This is a genomic window from Chitinophaga horti, from assembly GCF_022867795.2.
Taxonomy (GTDB): domain Bacteria; phylum Bacteroidota; class Bacteroidia; order Chitinophagales; family Chitinophagaceae; genus Chitinophaga; species Chitinophaga horti.
Genome location: NZ_CP107006.1, coordinates 2,043,085 through 2,057,363, shown reverse-complemented (window position 1 = coordinate 2,057,363; position 14,279 = coordinate 2,043,085). Strand labels below are relative to the sequence as shown.

Genomic DNA, 14,279 nt, shown 5'->3' with positions numbered 1-14,279 from the left:
TCCATTTCACCGACCACCGAAGGAAAAAGAGTAACCATATCGGGAAATGTTAGCCTTATCACTTACCATCTGCGGTAATAAAATAGCCATAGAGGGAATTTTAAAAACAGCACAGGTATTGAAAATAAACTGCTTACGCATGTTGGCCAGAGGATTTCCCGATTTGAGGGTTCAAACGGCTGTAAAAAGAATAGTATTGCACCGATAACCTCAGACATCCACATCCATGGAAGGAATGATTAAACAACAACCCACTTCCCTATCGTGCAGTTTTGACATCAATCAAAACCACGGCTCCGCGATCAGGGAAAACAGGCGACCGGTCAACAGGCCGGGCCACCAGGGGAACATCTATGAACTGGCATCGCCCGATGGCATCAGCCTGGGATATTATAATGTACAGTCTTCGGAACCCGGCGCGATTACCTTTAAGAATAACAGTCCGTTTATCCAGCTGAGTTATACCATCAGCGGCAGCAAAGCATACCAGGTAAATGGCAGCAGGCAGCAGCTCGCATCTTTCAAAAAGCAGGAATACAATTACCTTTTCCTTCCTAAAGAAGATATACAACTACAATGGCAACCCGGCGAACGGCTCGAAATATTCGAACTGGGCGTGAGTCCCGAACTGATGTTGCGTTATGTGCCCGAGGAGCATCCGTTCTTTTCTACGCTGCATAACAGCCTGGAGAAAAACACGCCCACGCCGATGAGCAACGCCAATCTATCTATACAAGGCAAAAGCAGCAGCATCCTGTACGAAATGCTCAGCTGCCCTATGGAAGGGCGCTACAAACAGCTTTACATCAAAAGTAAGTTAGGTGAATTATTGTCGATGGAGCTGGAGGCGTACGAGCAGCGTAACAGCCGTCAACCCGCATCCGGCCTAAAGTCTGTCGAGATAGAACGCATGCACCAGGCACGATCGATCATCCTGTCCAATATGCAAAGTCCCTGCTCGCTTATCGACCTGGCGCACCAGGTGGGCACCAACGAAGCGTATCTGAAGAAACACTTTAAAGAAGTATTCGGCAACACCGTTTATGGTTACCTGAACCAGGTAAAGATGAATGAAGCGAAAACGATGTTACTGAACGACATCCCGGTGTCGCAGGTGGCGTTCTTAACCGGCTATAAGTATGTATCGCACTTCACGCGTGCGTTCAAGAAACACTTCGGTGTAGCGCCCAACAAAGTGCGCAGGTAGTTTTCCTTTAATGGCTACTACTTCTCCTTTCATGGTCAATGCTTATGCAGACATTTGCGCAAGCAATTAAATCTACACCATGATCCCGAAGTTACGAGTGCCCATTTTGTTTTACCTGTTTGTTGCCGTGTTGCCTGTATTAATGGCGTCCTGCGGTAAAAACGGCGACGCAACACCCAACCCGGAAGATACTACGACTGTCAACCACGGTAACTTTTACAAACTGTTACGCGTAGAAAACTTCAAAGGCGATACTACGGACAGCAATCGGCTGGAACCTAAAGCTACTTTGTTCTACAGCCTCGAGCAGCATAAATCCATCGAAGACAAATACGTTCGCACCAGCACCTGGGACCTGGCGATGGGCGGTTTGTACCAAAGCTTTTTATCCGGCAACAACGGTAAAGACACAAAGAACCACGGCGCCGGCGCACCTTCGCAAGGCGGCATCATCATCTTTCAAAAGAAGTTTGAAGATGTGGTAGATATTCCTGCAGATGCGGAGTTCAAAACCGGCAAAGATGTTTACGGAACGGACGATGCGGGTGAGTTTGGCCAGGGCATTGGTTGGTATCTCTACGACTTTACCGGCAACACGGTGGGTAATGGCACACGTGACAAACAACACGTAGCCTACGCATTGGCCGATAGTCTCAAACTCGCGAGCGGACAAAAAATGGCGCCCCGTACACTTGTTGTAAAAACAGCGAAAGGCAACTATGCGAAACTGCGTATGATCAGTTGCTATAAAGATGCCTTTACTCCCGACAAATGGCTGCGTGATGTGCCGCATATGTACTTTACGTTTGAATACGTGATGGTACCTGCCGGCAGTAAAAAATTCGAAATCAAGTAAGCAAGTATTCTCCCAAAATCAGATAGATAATGAACCATCAGCAGCGCCTTATAAAATCATTGCCGCTATTTTTCGTCACCGCTGGTCTCGTGATCATGGCCGGGTGTAAAAAAGAAGTCATCAACTGGACCGAAACAAAACCAGATCCTGTAACCGATACCGTGACCACCCAGGCAGACAACCGCATTATCAGCTTCGCCGTGGCCACCGCCGATGAGCAAGGCATTTACGCCAATGTGAACAACAGCAAAAAAGAAGTTACCATCTACCTGCCGTCCGACTACGCTTTTAATTTCATAGAACCGGACATCACACTGCCGCAGGGTGCGACCATTAGTCCGGCCGCTACGGAGTTACTGCCTGTGTTCAGCACCACACCGATCACCTACACGGTAACCGGTAAAAGCAAGGAAACGGCGCAATACAAAGTGAACATCGTCGTGCAACAGCCGCAACTGATACTGGCGGAGCTGAGTACTTCCAACGTTCCCAAAGTGTACTCGTTCGCAGCAGCTGTATTCATGCTCATCAAAGGCGAAAACATCATTCCGAACGGAGCGATTACGAGCATGCAGGTACTCGATGCGGAGGGCAAAACAGTGCTTTCCGGTGCGTATGAAGCAACGGCCGAAAAATCCACCGAGATTACCTTTTCATTGTCGCCCGCAGCCGCTAAAACAGCTGGCATAACAGCCGGAACGAACTACTGGGTGCAGGTGAGCAGCTACGCACTCAAAACGAAAATGAAATACCCGATTCGCTTTAGCAACATACCACAATAACCATATTTCTCCGCTGCAACATATTAAGTGCAGATGTTTTTGATCTCCGAAATAATAAGCCTTATGAATTACAAGTTAATCCGTTCTATTGCTGCCGTAGCTATCGTCGGCATGTTTGCCACCGCCTGTCAGAAAGAAGGCGTAACCAAATCAGAAGAAGTACTGACCCTTAACGGTGCTACCCGCGCCAGCAGCGCACTGTTGCAGGACTGTGAGTGGAATACAGATACCATTAATGCAACCGGCACTAGTTATGCCTATGCAGGTACCGTTCCCACCAGCTTCACTTTCCCTGGTGGCCCTACCATCCAGTTTGAAGGTAATGCAGCCAGCTTTATTCGTCCCGTTACAACCGACTGGTTTATCGGTGTAGATGCGCTGGAAAATGCATGCGAAGACTGGAGCACTATCCGCTTAGGCATCCTGAGAAAAAACAACGCAGCTCACAAAGGTGCTGCCCCTGCGAGCAATCCTTGTAACGTAGTAGGTTACAATACCGTGCTCACTTCTTACGGCACTGGCTATTATGCTTACTCACAAACGCCTCCGAACGTACCGGTAGTTACCCGTAACGTCGTGCTGTGGTATAATGCTAACGGTACCAGCGATTGTTACGATGCTGCTCCACCAGCAGGTGCACAAGCTTACGTAATTTCCGTACAATCATTTACGGTAACTGGTGCGCCTCCAACACTTGCTAACCAGGTGATCATCAACTGGCGTGCACTGTAACGTATAAAAAAGCGAAAGCCGGTACTGGAACCCAGCGCCGGCCTTAACAAAAGACTTGTGTAATCTCGAACATTCCACAAGACCATTCATTAACCAGGAGATCAAAAACATCTGCCTTGTTTAGGGTAGTAAAATTAGCTAAAAAAACTGTTTATCAAAAAATATATGGACAACATCCGTAACGCTTTTCATTTACCGATAACGATTTTGCTGATTGCACTGGGTAGCATTGTGGCTACTACCGGCTGCCAGAAGGAATATATAGACAAAGAAAAAATCATTGCGCCTGATACGTTACAGGTATCCGGGCGTACACACATCGTCGACTTTGCCATCGATAACTATAGTAAGGACACGCTGCTGCATGCCAGCCTGATCGGCGACAGCATCATCATTTACTGGCCTTATTATGCCACGCCTCCCAAAACAATTAAGCCTGCCATCCTGCTGCCCGATTCGGCGACTGTGAGTCCGGCCACCGGCACGGAAGTACCGTTTGTGACCGGTACAAAGTATACCGTAACCGCAGCCGTAGGCAGTAAAAAAGAATACTTCCTCAAAGTCGTGATCCGCCAGCGCGCGATTACACCGGGCGAATTTGCTAACCCGGTTTTGAACCATTACGGCTACTATGAATGGTACCACGGCGATTATTACATTACCGACACCGCGCAAACGCGCATCTACCTCACCTCACTCGATAGTACCCGCGAGTACAGGCTGCCGCTTACGCATGTAGCTCCTGCCGGACCCGCCTTCGTATTACCGCCTACCGTATTGCCAGGCGAGTATACCATGCGCCTCGTAAACGGATTGTACACCCTGCACGTTACGCCGGAACCTGGTGTGGAAACGTTTATCGTGGAGCCGGTAACAACGGCGGTACTAATTCATGCAGGCGGTTTACCCAAAACAGCTAAACGCGGACAATCGCTCGTCGTACGCGGCCAGCATCTCGCAGGCGTGGGCACCGGTGCATTTCTGCGCAATGATGCCAGCGTGTACGTTCCTGTAACCCTGGAGGCCAACACCGCCGCCGACCAGGTAACCTTCCGCCTGCCGGAAACTTTGCCTGTCGGCACCTACACCGGGTTGCGACTTGGCACTACTGTTGGTAACAAGAACCTTACTTATCGCCTCGAAGTCGTAGAATAACACGTATTTTTGTACCGCTCAATTATCTGAAACATGCTCAGCGCAAATATTAAAGAAGCTACCAGGGAAGCTCACTTACACCTGGAGAAAATCGTTGTAAAGAAATTAAAAACCGTTCGCAGCCACGCGGACTACGCTACCCTGTTAAAACACTTTTACGCTTATTTCAGTCACCTCGAAACTGCTATTGAACCTTATATCACTGCAGACCTGCTGCCTGATTATAAAGACCGCCGTCATGCTGCTTACATCAAGAATGATATGGAAGCATTAGGATTTGACACCAACGAATTACCGCACACCACCGTACCCGAAATTACCAATGCAGCACAGGCCATGGGCGCATTGTATGTGATGGAAGGCTCGATCATGGGTGGTAGCATTATTGTGCAGATGCTGGCAAAAGGCGGCATTACCGAAGGCGTGTCGTTCTTCTCCGGTTACGGCGAAGCAACAGGACAAATGTGGGGCACGTTTATCGGCGTATTAAACAGTGTGGCACCCGATGCAGCAGCGGAAGCGCAGGCGATACAGGCTGCGAACGATACCTTTTCTCATTTTGCAGACGTGTTTGATGAAGCAACCGTGAGTTAAGTAAAATAATAAGTGCATAAAAAAAGCCAGGTCCGTCGACCTGGCTTTTGCATTTCCAATTATATATAGCCTTGTATCAAAAAAATATTAGGGAACATTCACACGATTTTCATGAACGCCGGTGTACAAACGTGCCGGTAAGTACACCAGCGTTACATGACATAAAAAATTGACCTAATGAGAAGTTCACGTTACTGCTTAAACGGTGAACTTGTAATTAATTATTCAAACTATATACCAAAAAGAGCGGAGTAGTTGTGACCGGTGATGACCGTAAATCACTGAAACTCATGCTGTGCAAAAGTTTCAGCCGAAACAGCCGGGCCCGCATAAAAAATGTTAAAAACGTTTTACGCGGTAGGTCTTAGAGGTCTTCGTGTCGTCGTTCCCGTAGAAATACGACAACAACCTGTATACCCAAATAGCACCAACGATCAGGAAAAAGTAAGTAACAAATGTGTTCATAATTTTGATTTTAAAGGGGTTACCGGCCTTCGGTCATTACATTATTTTAAAACTTTTGCCGGTGGTGCCTACTGATAATTGTAATCAGCACGCACACAATGATGAATAAATCGGTTAAAACAATCTTATCGGCTACATCCAAAAAAACGTAAAATGACTCTCGAAAGCTCCGTACATCCTGCCCGCGGGCGTGTACTAATTGCGTGTATTAATCTTATCTGATTTCCGTAATTGCTGACATTTGGTTTCCTGCACTCAACTGGAAGTAACGGGCTGCCTTATCCTTCACCTGCTGCAATACAACCGTGTGTTTTACAGATGAACGCTCCAGCGCCAGGGGTATCATTCTCAGTGGTGTATAAGCATCGTCATAGATGGTGACCTGCGCTACGCCTTCCAGCTGATCCATATTCTTCACTTCCAGTCTTAATGCGCCTTTCGGAGCATCGAGCTGCTGCACATACATTACTCCCGGAGCAGTAGCATTTTGCACAGGCAAAACACTTGATGCGCCGGTGGCGTGAAGTGCGATGATGAATAAATTCCAGATAGTCATAAGAACCTTTTTGGGTTATGAATACTGATTTGATCAGTTCGAAGGTTCTTGCGTAGGATTGATTAACGATAACAGTACAAATGTATGGCGGGAAAATATAATTACAATTATTTCACATGCTTTTCATTGTTAACTGGATGTTAAGACCTTATAACCTCTTGGAAATCATGTTGTAATGAAGTATGTATATGAGGAAGGCATGATGAATTGATATCATGTGAGGCTGTTTCTGCTTTACAACAGGACGATGTGTTTGCAAGAAACATTCGCCCGTTACAGGAGAACGTCTGGGCATGCGATCGGGTTGGTTAGGCTTTATGAAATCGCATCCACCAAATGAAGCAATTCATAATTTTCTTCAGAAGAAAAAGTGATGGCAATAATATCAAAGCGTATATCCAGCGGTTCGTGGTCATACTGCTCTAAGTACCGGCTGGCAGCGCGTTGCAGGAGATCGCTCTTGTGTACATCCACCGCTTCCTCCGGCCACCCGAACAGTGAACTGCTGCGGGTTTTCACTTCTGTGAAGATGATGAGTCGTTCGTGTTCGGATATAATATCGATCTCCTTTTTACCCCAGCGCCAGTTGGTGTGTAAAACGCGATGTCCTTTGCCACGCAGGAACGCGGCTGCGAGCGCTTCGCCTTTTTTACCCAGTTCATGATGAGAAGCCATGCTATTTTTCTATTTTTACAGCCTTATAAACCCGGAAAAAATTGTCAGGCGTGAATAACAAGAAGCTGTTTTTATTAAAAGGAAAGGTACAACATTATGCCTGGGGCGGATACGACTACATCCCCCAATTACTGAACATCGCGCCGAACGGGCAGCCCAGCGCGGAATACTGGATGGGCGCACACGTGAGCGCACCATCTATGATACAGACGCCTGAAGGTGATGTGTCGCTGGACAAACTCGTGGCGGCCAATCCGCAGGAAGTACTGGGTGCTGCAACACAATCGCGCTTTGGTGAACTGCCTTACCTGTTCAAAATTCTCGACGTAAAAGATATGCTTTCCATCCAGGTGCACCCCACCAAAGTGGAAGCAGAAAAAGGTTTTGCGCGGGAGAACGAAGCGGGTATTCCATTAAACGCTCCTCATCGTAATTATAAAGATGCGAACCACAAGCCGGAGATCATGGTGGCTTTAGGTGAGTTCTGGCTGCTGCATGGCTTCTTACCGGAAGATAAACTGAAAGCAGTATTAGCGAACACACCTGCGTTTACATCGCTGGCGCCTATCTTCGAAAAAGAAGGGTACTTCGGTTTGTATAAAAAGGTGATGGAAATGCCACAGGATGAAGTGAACACGATGCTGGCTCCGCTGGCAGACCAAGCACTGGCGGACTACCAGGCAGGCACGTTGTCCAAATCAGATCCTGCTTTCTGGACAGGCCGCGCGGTGGCAAATGATCCGGCTGGCTTCGAGCGCCTGGACCGTGGCATCTTCTCGATCTACTTCTTTAATATTATGCAGGTGCAGGAAGGCGAAGCGGTGTTCCAGGACGCGGGCATCCCACACGCCTACCTCGAAGGGCAAAACGTGGAGCTGATGGCCAACTCAGACAATGTGCTGCGTGGTGGTCTTACACCCAAACACATCGATGTGCCCGAGCTGCTGAAACATACGCGTTTTGAAGCGGTACACCCGGTAATCGTAAGAGGTGAGCTGGCCGACGATCCGGCAGAGGCTATCTACCACTCTCCTGCCCCGGACTTCCAGGTAAGCCGTATTCAACTGGAGGCTGGTATTACGTACAAGCACACCAGCACAGCGGCAGAGATCCTTATATTAATGTCAGGCGCCGCGACTGTAACGGGTTCGGACACACTGGCGTTAACGAAGGGACAGTGCGCGTTTGTGGCTTTCGGTGAGACTTACAGCGTAACGGCTTCTGCTTCAACCGTTATCTTCAAGGCGGCGATTCCTGCCTAAGATATTTTAATTACCTTTGTAGCGAATCATCCCTCTTTACATGAAGAAAGAAACGATTTCTCACTTAGTCCTGATCGCCGTACTGATATTCCTGAGCGCCTTCGGCCGCCTGGTGACTAATCAAATGGCCATCTACAACTTTACCGCTATTGGCGCCAGCGCCCTGTTTTCCGGTATCGTGATCAAAGATAAACGCCTCGCTTACCTCGTTCCGCTTGCGGCGATGTTGCTCAGCGACCTGTTTTTCGAACTGTTTACGTCCATCCAGGGTTTCTATGGCATCAGCATGGCCGTAAACTACGGCGCGTTCATCCTCATTACCTGGATTGGCACCCAAATGAAGAAGGTTAACACCATCACCGTGTTGCTCGCATCTATCGGCACCGGTCTGCTGTACTTCCTCATTTCGAACTTTGGCACCTGGGCGTTCCAGGACCTGTACCCCAAAACCGGTGCGGGCCTGATTCAATGCTACGCGGCCGCTATTCCCTTTTACCGCAACGACGTGTTCGGCAGCTTTTTCCTGAACGGCATTATGAGCAACGTGTTTTACAGCGCGTTCCTGTTTGCCGCTTACCATTTGCTGCAACCCGTATTTGCCCGCCAGGAGCAGGATAGCAAACAACTCGCTTAATAAGTTTGTTGAATAAAAAGAAAATCCCCGCAGCGTATACTGCGGGGATTTTTTTATGCGGTACATCCAATCGTACTGCGCTTCAAAAATGCTTAGATGCCTCAGGCGGCACTAAGTCACCGGTACGCTGCCGGTCATGATCATTCGTATACCGGCGTTCGGATCACTCTACTCCCATTGCAGAAAATGGTACTGCTCATGCTGCACTTTCGAATACGCTGGCAGTGCCAACGGCGTCTTAAACAGCGGGCAATCGATCACCACCGTATGAAACTCCCCGTTCTCGCCGCACACGTCTACCCCAATCGCTTCCAGGTCGGCAATCAGCAGCCTGTCCATCACCCGCCCCAAAAAGTCGGGGCCCATGGTGGTATTGCAGGATACGATCATCGTTTGAATGCCGGCGTCCAGCATCTGCAGAACAAGTTGTTTGCGGTCCTGCTGCCAGAGCGGTAGTACAGCCTGTAAACCAGCCTTGGCACAAACCATCTCCTCCCAGTCACGGTGTGCCTGCAGGTCGATGTCGCCAAATACGGCGGCTTCCAGCGAGTAAGTAGCTTTCAGTTGTTGTAAGGCATTCACGAAATGGAACTCGTACTCCTGCCAGGAAGAAGGCGTGTTTTGCATGGGCAAGCCAAGCGCGGCGGCCTGTTGCTGCAAAATGGAGGCGGGAAGAGCGTGTGAGCGGGATATACGGCCGTTCTCGTTCATGATATTAAGCAACACAGAGGCTCATGGCCTGCTGCGATACTTTGCATCATTGCAAAACAACTGTCTTTGCCCCCGCTCCACGAAACCAATGTTTTCATGTTGAGGCGATATGTGAGGGTACTATTCGTCGAGTTTCAATACGGCGAGGAAGGCTTCCTGCGGCACCTCTACGGAACCGATCTGGCGCATCCTCTTCTTACCTTCTTTCTGTTTCTCCAACAGTTTACGTTTACGGGAGATGTCACCACCATAACACTTGGCAGTAACGTCTTTACGCATCGCACTGATGGTTTCCCTGGCCACGATCTTGGCACCGATGGCTGCCTGTATCGCGATCATGAACTGCTGACGAGGCAGCAACTCTTTCAGCTTGGATACTAGCTTGCGACCGAAGTCGTTCGCACGACTGCGGTGGATCAGGGCGCTGAGGGCATCCACTTTCTCACTATTCAGCAGGATATCCATCTTCGCAATGTCCGACTCGCGGTAATCGATCGGGTGGTAATCGAAGGATGCGTAACCGCGTGTGCTGGACTTCAGTTTATCATAGAAGTCGAACACGATCTCGGCCAGTGGCATTTCGAATATCAGTTCCACACGGGTGGTGGTAAGGTAGCTTTGATTGATGAGCAAACCACGTTTGCCAAGGCAAAGGGTCATAATGTTACCAATGTACTCCGGCAAGCTGATGATCTGGGCGCGGATAAAAGGCTCCTCGATCTTCTCCAGCTTGGTAGGATCGGGCATTTCGGACGGGTTGTTCACCGTAGACTTGTTACCTTTTGAGTCATAAGCGATGAAGCTTACATTCGGTACCGTCGTGATCACAGTTTGATTAAACTCCCTTTCCAGCCTTTCCTGGATGATTTCCATGTGCAGCATACCAAGGAAGCCACAACGGAAACCGAAGCCAAGCGCCTGTGAAGTTTCAGTTTCGAACGTGAGGGACGCGTCGTTCAGCTGGAGTTTTTCCATACACTCGCGCAGCTCCTCGAAGTCGTCGGTCACTACGGGGAAAATACCCGCGAATACCATCGGTTTTACCTCTTCGAAACCTTTAATGCCTTCACCCGGACGGGCAACGTGGGTAATGGTATCACCTACTTTTACTTCCTTCGCATTTTTGATACCGGTAATGATGTAGCCTACGTCCCCCGTAGAAACTTCACTTTTCGGTTCCAGGCCCAGTTTAAGGATACCTACCTCATCGGCTTCGTATTCCTCATCGGTATTCACGAATTTGATCTTGTCACCCTTCTTGATCACGCCATTATAAACGCGGAAGTAAGCGATAATACCGCGGAAAGAGTTAAATACGCTGTCGAACAGCAACGCCTGCAGCGGCGCTTCCGGATCGCCTTTAGGGGCGGGGATGCGTGCTACGATAGCGGATAATATTTCTTCGATACCAATGCCGGTTTTGCCGGATGCCAGCAGGATGTCTTCCTCCTTGCAGCCGATCAGGTCCATGATCTGGTCTTTTACCTCCGGGATCATGGCGCCGTCCATGTCGATCTTGTTAATGACGGGAATGATTTCCAGGTCGTTATCCAACGCCAGGTAAAGGTTGGAGATCGTTTGTGCCTGGATGCCCTGGGCAGCGTCTACCAGCAGCAGCGCACCTTCACAGGCGGCCAGTGCGCGGGACACTTCATAGCTGAAGTCCACGTGGCCTGGGGTGTCGATCAGGTTAAACGTATATTTCTCTTTGCCAACCACGTAGGTCATCTGGATAGCGTGGCTCTTGATAGTGATGCCTTTTTCGCGTTCCAGGTCCATATCGTCCAGTACCTGCGCCTGCATGTCGCGGTCCGAAATGGTTTTGGTGTGCTCCAGTAAACGATCGGCCAGGGTGCTTTTACCGTGGTCGATATGCGCAATAATGCAAAAATTACGGATATTCTTCATAAATGTTCCAGTGAGGCGGCTCAGAGTACGTGTCCTTACATCTTCCAAAAACAACCTCTTTCAAAGCGCAAAGGTATTTAAATTTTGTTATTATTAAATGCGAGGCAACTTGCTAATTGCCCCTATTTAGCTACATTTATCATCAAAAATTAATATGGAACTCCGCGAACAATTCGAAGCAGCCGTCGCCAATAGCAAAACCCTGGCGGAAAAACCTGATAACGACATCCTTTTACAACTCTACTCTCTTTATAAGCAGGCTACCGAAGGCGACCTCAATAGCGAGCCGCCCGCTAATCCTTTCGATTTCGTGGCCCGCGCCAAATACGACGCCTGGGCATCGCTAAAAGGTAAAGACGCCACCACTGCCATGCAGGAGTACATTGCACTGGTAAACAAGCTCCGCGGCGAGGCGTAGCATTTATGCTGACAATCATTACTTTTGTGTAGTATGGCACCTGGATTCACGATCAGCGAGAGATCGCAACATTACCTGTCACTGGAAGAACAGTATGGCGCACACAATTATCACCCGCTGCCGGTGGTGTTGGACCGTGGAGAAGGTGTTTTTTTATGGGATGTGGATGACAAAAGATATTACGACTTCCTTTCCGGCTACTCCGCTGTAAACCAGGGGCACTGCCATCCGAAGATCGTATCGTCCCTCATTCACCAGGCGCAGCGACTAACGCTTACTTCCCGCGCTTTTCACAGTGATATGCTGGGCGAATATACCAGGTACATCACCGATTACTTCGAGTACGATAAAGTGCTGCCGATGAACACCGGCGTAGAAGCCGTGGAAACCGCCCTCAAACTGTGCCGCCGCTGGGGTTACCTGGTGAAAGGCATCCCCGAAAACCAGGCGAAGGTGATCATCTGCGCTAACAATTTTCATGGCCGCACCCTGAACGTTATTTCTTTTAGTACTGATCCTTCCGCTCGTTCCGGCTTCGGTCCGTTCATGCCAGGCTACGAAATCATTCCGTATAATAATTTACCCGCCCTGGAAAAAGCGCTGCAGGACAAAAATGTAGCAGGCTTTTTGGTAGAACCTATCCAGGGTGAAGCGGGTGTGGTAGTACCCGACGAAGGTTATCTTGCCAAAGCCCGCCAGTACTGTAGCGATGCGAAGGTATTGTTCCTGGCAGATGAGATCCAGACGGGATTGGCCCGTACAGGCGCCATGCTGGCCTGCGATCACGAAAACGTGCGGCCCGACATTCTCATTTTGGGCAAAGCCCTCTCAGGCGGCATGCTGCCGGTGTCGGCGGTGCTCGCAGATGATGAGATCATGCTCACCATCAAACCGGGCGAACATGGCTCCACGTACGGCGGTAACCCGCTGGCCTGCAAAGTAGCCATTACGGCGCTGGGCGTGCTAAAGGAAGAGAAGATGGCAGAAAATGCTGTGGCAATGGGCGAACTGTTACGTACGGGCATCCGGAACATCCAGTCGCCGCACACTTCTCTCGTGCGTGGCAAAGGATTACTGAACGCCATCGTTATCAAACACGCGAATGCAGACGCAGCCTGGGACCTGTGCCTCGCGCTAAAGGAAAACGGACTGCTGGCAAAGCCAACGCACGGCGACAAAATACGATTCGCGCCACCACTGACTATCAACGCATCACAAATAGAGGAGTGCGTAAACATTATCGCACACAGCCTCAAAACATTAGATTAACGGAATGACGAAACAAGAAAAAGCAATTCGCAGCACCGGTTGGAGGACCGACTTCCTGCTGGGCTTCCCCGATGGATTACTGGTGATTTTATTCAGCTCGCAGCTCCTTTGGGACAAAGGACTGAACGTGCAGGACTTCTATTACATTCACTTCATTATTATAGCGGCCGTTACTGCCTTGCTGGTGGTGACAACCTTTTTCGCCAACCGCGGCAACGCCGACCACGATGGCGGCACCATGACGCCGGAGGAAAAACAGAAACTGAAGAAACTGGACATTGCCGACCATGTGATCGATCACATCGGCACCGAAATGGAAGAAGATCAGAAGAAGTGGGAAGATATGCTGGTGAAGGAACAAGTGCAGGAAGTGCATTATCATCCGCCAAGCGCGTTTCGCAGCGCTGTGCTGACGGGCTTCTTTTTCATAGTAGGTGCATTTTTGCCACTACTCCCCTTCTTTATAAACGAAAACTTTGAAGCCGCATCCAGGGCAGGTTTAATGACCGGCTTGCTGGCGATGTTGGTGTTCGCGTACGTGAAATCACGTATGACCAAACAACGCCCTATCCCGATGGCCATCCGCCAGATGCTGATCGGTGGTGCCGTAGTGTTAGGCGTTTATATCATCTCCCTGGCCTGGAACATGGCCTAAGCCCGTTTCGCAGGGCCTTTCTGAAACAATACACAAACTAATACAGCAATAGCTCCTACCAGCGACAGGAACAAACCTGCTTCGCGGTGGGGGCATTCGCCCATTTCGCAACGGGAAAAGAGTAAAAGGTTACGGAAACTCCAGGCCGTAAGCAGTGTAGCGCAAAATAAAGCCGCCAGTACAGCAGGACGTTTGTTGACGAGCAACAGTACGATACAGAACACTGCCAGCGCGATATTTAAGATCGCCGGCTCACCGAACGAGGAGCCTTTTGTATCGAGCCCCGTAAAGGTAAGGCCTTTACTCTCAATCGTCAGCCACGGCAAGAAGGCACTGATAATCACGATGATCGCTGCGATAATTCCTGTTATACTTAATTTGGACATGATGTTTTGTTGTT

At 49.3% G+C, this 14,279-nt stretch carries 17 protein-coding genes; 11 read left to right on the top strand and 6 right to left on the bottom strand.

Annotated features, from left to right (window positions below):
• Positions 1-226: 226 nt before the first annotated feature.
• The 6 genes from MKQ68_RS08350 (at position 227) to MKQ68_RS08325 (ending at position 5,326) form a co-directional block, all read left to right on the top strand.
• Positions 227-1,207 (top strand): helix-turn-helix domain-containing protein, encoded by a 981-nt coding sequence (locus MKQ68_RS08350; RefSeq protein ID WP_264282895.1) that lies wholly within the window; start codon positions 227-229, stop codon positions 1,205-1,207.
• A gap of 79 nt (positions 1,208-1,286) precedes the next feature.
• Complete coding sequence (locus tag MKQ68_RS08345) at positions 1,287-2,063, top strand: HmuY family protein (RefSeq protein ID WP_264282894.1); 777 nt, start codon at positions 1,287-1,289, stop codon at positions 2,061-2,063.
• Between the two features lie 29 nt (positions 2,064-2,092).
• Positions 2,093-2,845, top strand: coding sequence for an SGBP N-terminal domain-containing protein (locus MKQ68_RS08340; RefSeq protein WP_264282893.1), 753 nt, complete (start codon positions 2,093-2,095; stop codon positions 2,843-2,845).
• 63 nt (positions 2,846-2,908) lie between these two features.
• Entirely contained in the window at positions 2,909-3,577 is a 669-nt protein-coding gene (locus tag MKQ68_RS08335; RefSeq protein WP_244837870.1) for a hypothetical protein, read from the top strand.
• Between the two features lie 165 nt (positions 3,578-3,742).
• Positions 3,743-4,732, top strand: coding sequence for an SGBP N-terminal domain-containing protein (locus MKQ68_RS08330; RefSeq protein WP_264282892.1), 990 nt, complete (start codon positions 3,743-3,745; stop codon positions 4,730-4,732).
• Positions 4,733-4,765: 33 nt separating this feature from the next.
• On the top strand, positions 4,766-5,326 hold the full coding sequence (locus tag MKQ68_RS08325) for a biliverdin-producing heme oxygenase (RefSeq protein ID WP_264282891.1): 561 nt from the start codon (positions 4,766-4,768) through the stop codon (positions 5,324-5,326).
• Between the two features lie 339 nt (positions 5,327-5,665).
• On the opposite strand, the gene MKQ68_RS08320 is transcribed toward MKQ68_RS08325, so the two are convergent.
• The 3 genes from MKQ68_RS08320 to MKQ68_RS08310 form a co-directional block, all read right to left on the bottom strand.
• Entirely contained in the window at positions 5,666-5,791 is a 126-nt protein-coding gene (locus MKQ68_RS08320; protein WP_255859924.1) for a hypothetical protein, read from the bottom strand.
• Between the two features lie 214 nt (positions 5,792-6,005).
• The gene (locus MKQ68_RS08315) at positions 6,006-6,347 is read right to left on the bottom strand and encodes a hypothetical protein (protein ID WP_244837873.1); all 342 of its coding nucleotides are present in this window, start codon (positions 6,345-6,347) and stop codon (positions 6,006-6,008) included.
• Positions 6,348-6,662: 315 nt separating this feature from the next.
• On the bottom strand, positions 6,663-7,022 hold the full coding sequence (locus MKQ68_RS08310) for a YraN family protein (protein WP_244837875.1): 360 nt from the start codon (positions 7,020-7,022) through the stop codon (positions 6,663-6,665).
• Positions 7,023-7,072: 50 nt separating this feature from the next.
• Between MKQ68_RS08310 and manA the strand changes: the two genes are divergently transcribed.
• Both manA and MKQ68_RS08300 read left to right on the top strand, forming a co-directional pair.
• Positions 7,073-8,284, top strand: coding sequence for a mannose-6-phosphate isomerase, class I (gene manA / locus MKQ68_RS08305; protein WP_264282890.1), 1,212 nt, complete (start codon positions 7,073-7,075; stop codon positions 8,282-8,284).
• Positions 8,285-8,324: 40 nt separating this feature from the next.
• Positions 8,325-8,918 carry a DUF6580 family putative transport protein gene (locus MKQ68_RS08300; protein ID WP_264282889.1) on the top strand — a complete coding sequence of 198 codons (594 nt, stop codon included), beginning with the start codon at positions 8,325-8,327 and terminating at the stop codon, positions 8,916-8,918.
• Between the two features lie 168 nt (positions 8,919-9,086).
• Here MKQ68_RS08300 and MKQ68_RS08295 read toward each other — a convergent pair whose 3' ends face one another.
• The gene (locus MKQ68_RS08295; RefSeq protein ID WP_264282888.1) at positions 9,087-9,629 is read right to left on the bottom strand and encodes a Dph6-related ATP pyrophosphatase; all 543 of its coding nucleotides are present in this window, start codon (positions 9,627-9,629) and stop codon (positions 9,087-9,089) included.
• A gap of 120 nt (positions 9,630-9,749) precedes the next feature.
• The gene (gene lepA, locus MKQ68_RS08290) at positions 9,750-11,537 is read right to left on the bottom strand and encodes a translation elongation factor 4 (protein ID WP_264282887.1); all 1,788 of its coding nucleotides are present in this window, start codon (positions 11,535-11,537) and stop codon (positions 9,750-9,752) included.
• Positions 11,538-11,691: 154 nt separating this feature from the next.
• Here lepA and MKQ68_RS08285 point away from each other — a divergent pair, with 154 nt between their 5' ends.
• The 3 genes from MKQ68_RS08285 to MKQ68_RS08275 are packed head-to-tail and all read left to right on the top strand — an operon-like array spanning position 11,692 to position 13,879.
• Positions 11,692-11,955 (top strand): acyl-CoA-binding protein, encoded by a 264-nt coding sequence (locus tag MKQ68_RS08285; protein ID WP_264282886.1) that lies wholly within the window; start codon positions 11,692-11,694, stop codon positions 11,953-11,955.
• Between the two features lie 33 nt (positions 11,956-11,988).
• A complete protein-coding gene (rocD, locus tag MKQ68_RS08280) occupies positions 11,989-13,224 on the top strand; it encodes an ornithine--oxo-acid transaminase (RefSeq protein WP_264282885.1) in 1,236 nt (411 codons plus the stop codon).
• 4 nt (positions 13,225-13,228) lie between these two features.
• Complete coding sequence (locus MKQ68_RS08275; protein WP_244837883.1) at positions 13,229-13,879, top strand: VIT1/CCC1 transporter family protein; 651 nt, start codon at positions 13,229-13,231, stop codon at positions 13,877-13,879.
• Here the strand turns inward: MKQ68_RS08275 and MKQ68_RS08270 are convergent.
• On the bottom strand, positions 13,876-14,265 hold the full coding sequence (locus MKQ68_RS08270; RefSeq protein WP_264282884.1) for a hypothetical protein: 390 nt from the start codon (positions 14,263-14,265) through the stop codon (positions 13,876-13,878). The two genes, MKQ68_RS08275 and MKQ68_RS08270, sit on opposite strands and share 4 nt — an antisense overlap.
• Between the last annotated feature and the right edge of the window lie 14 nt (positions 14,266-14,279).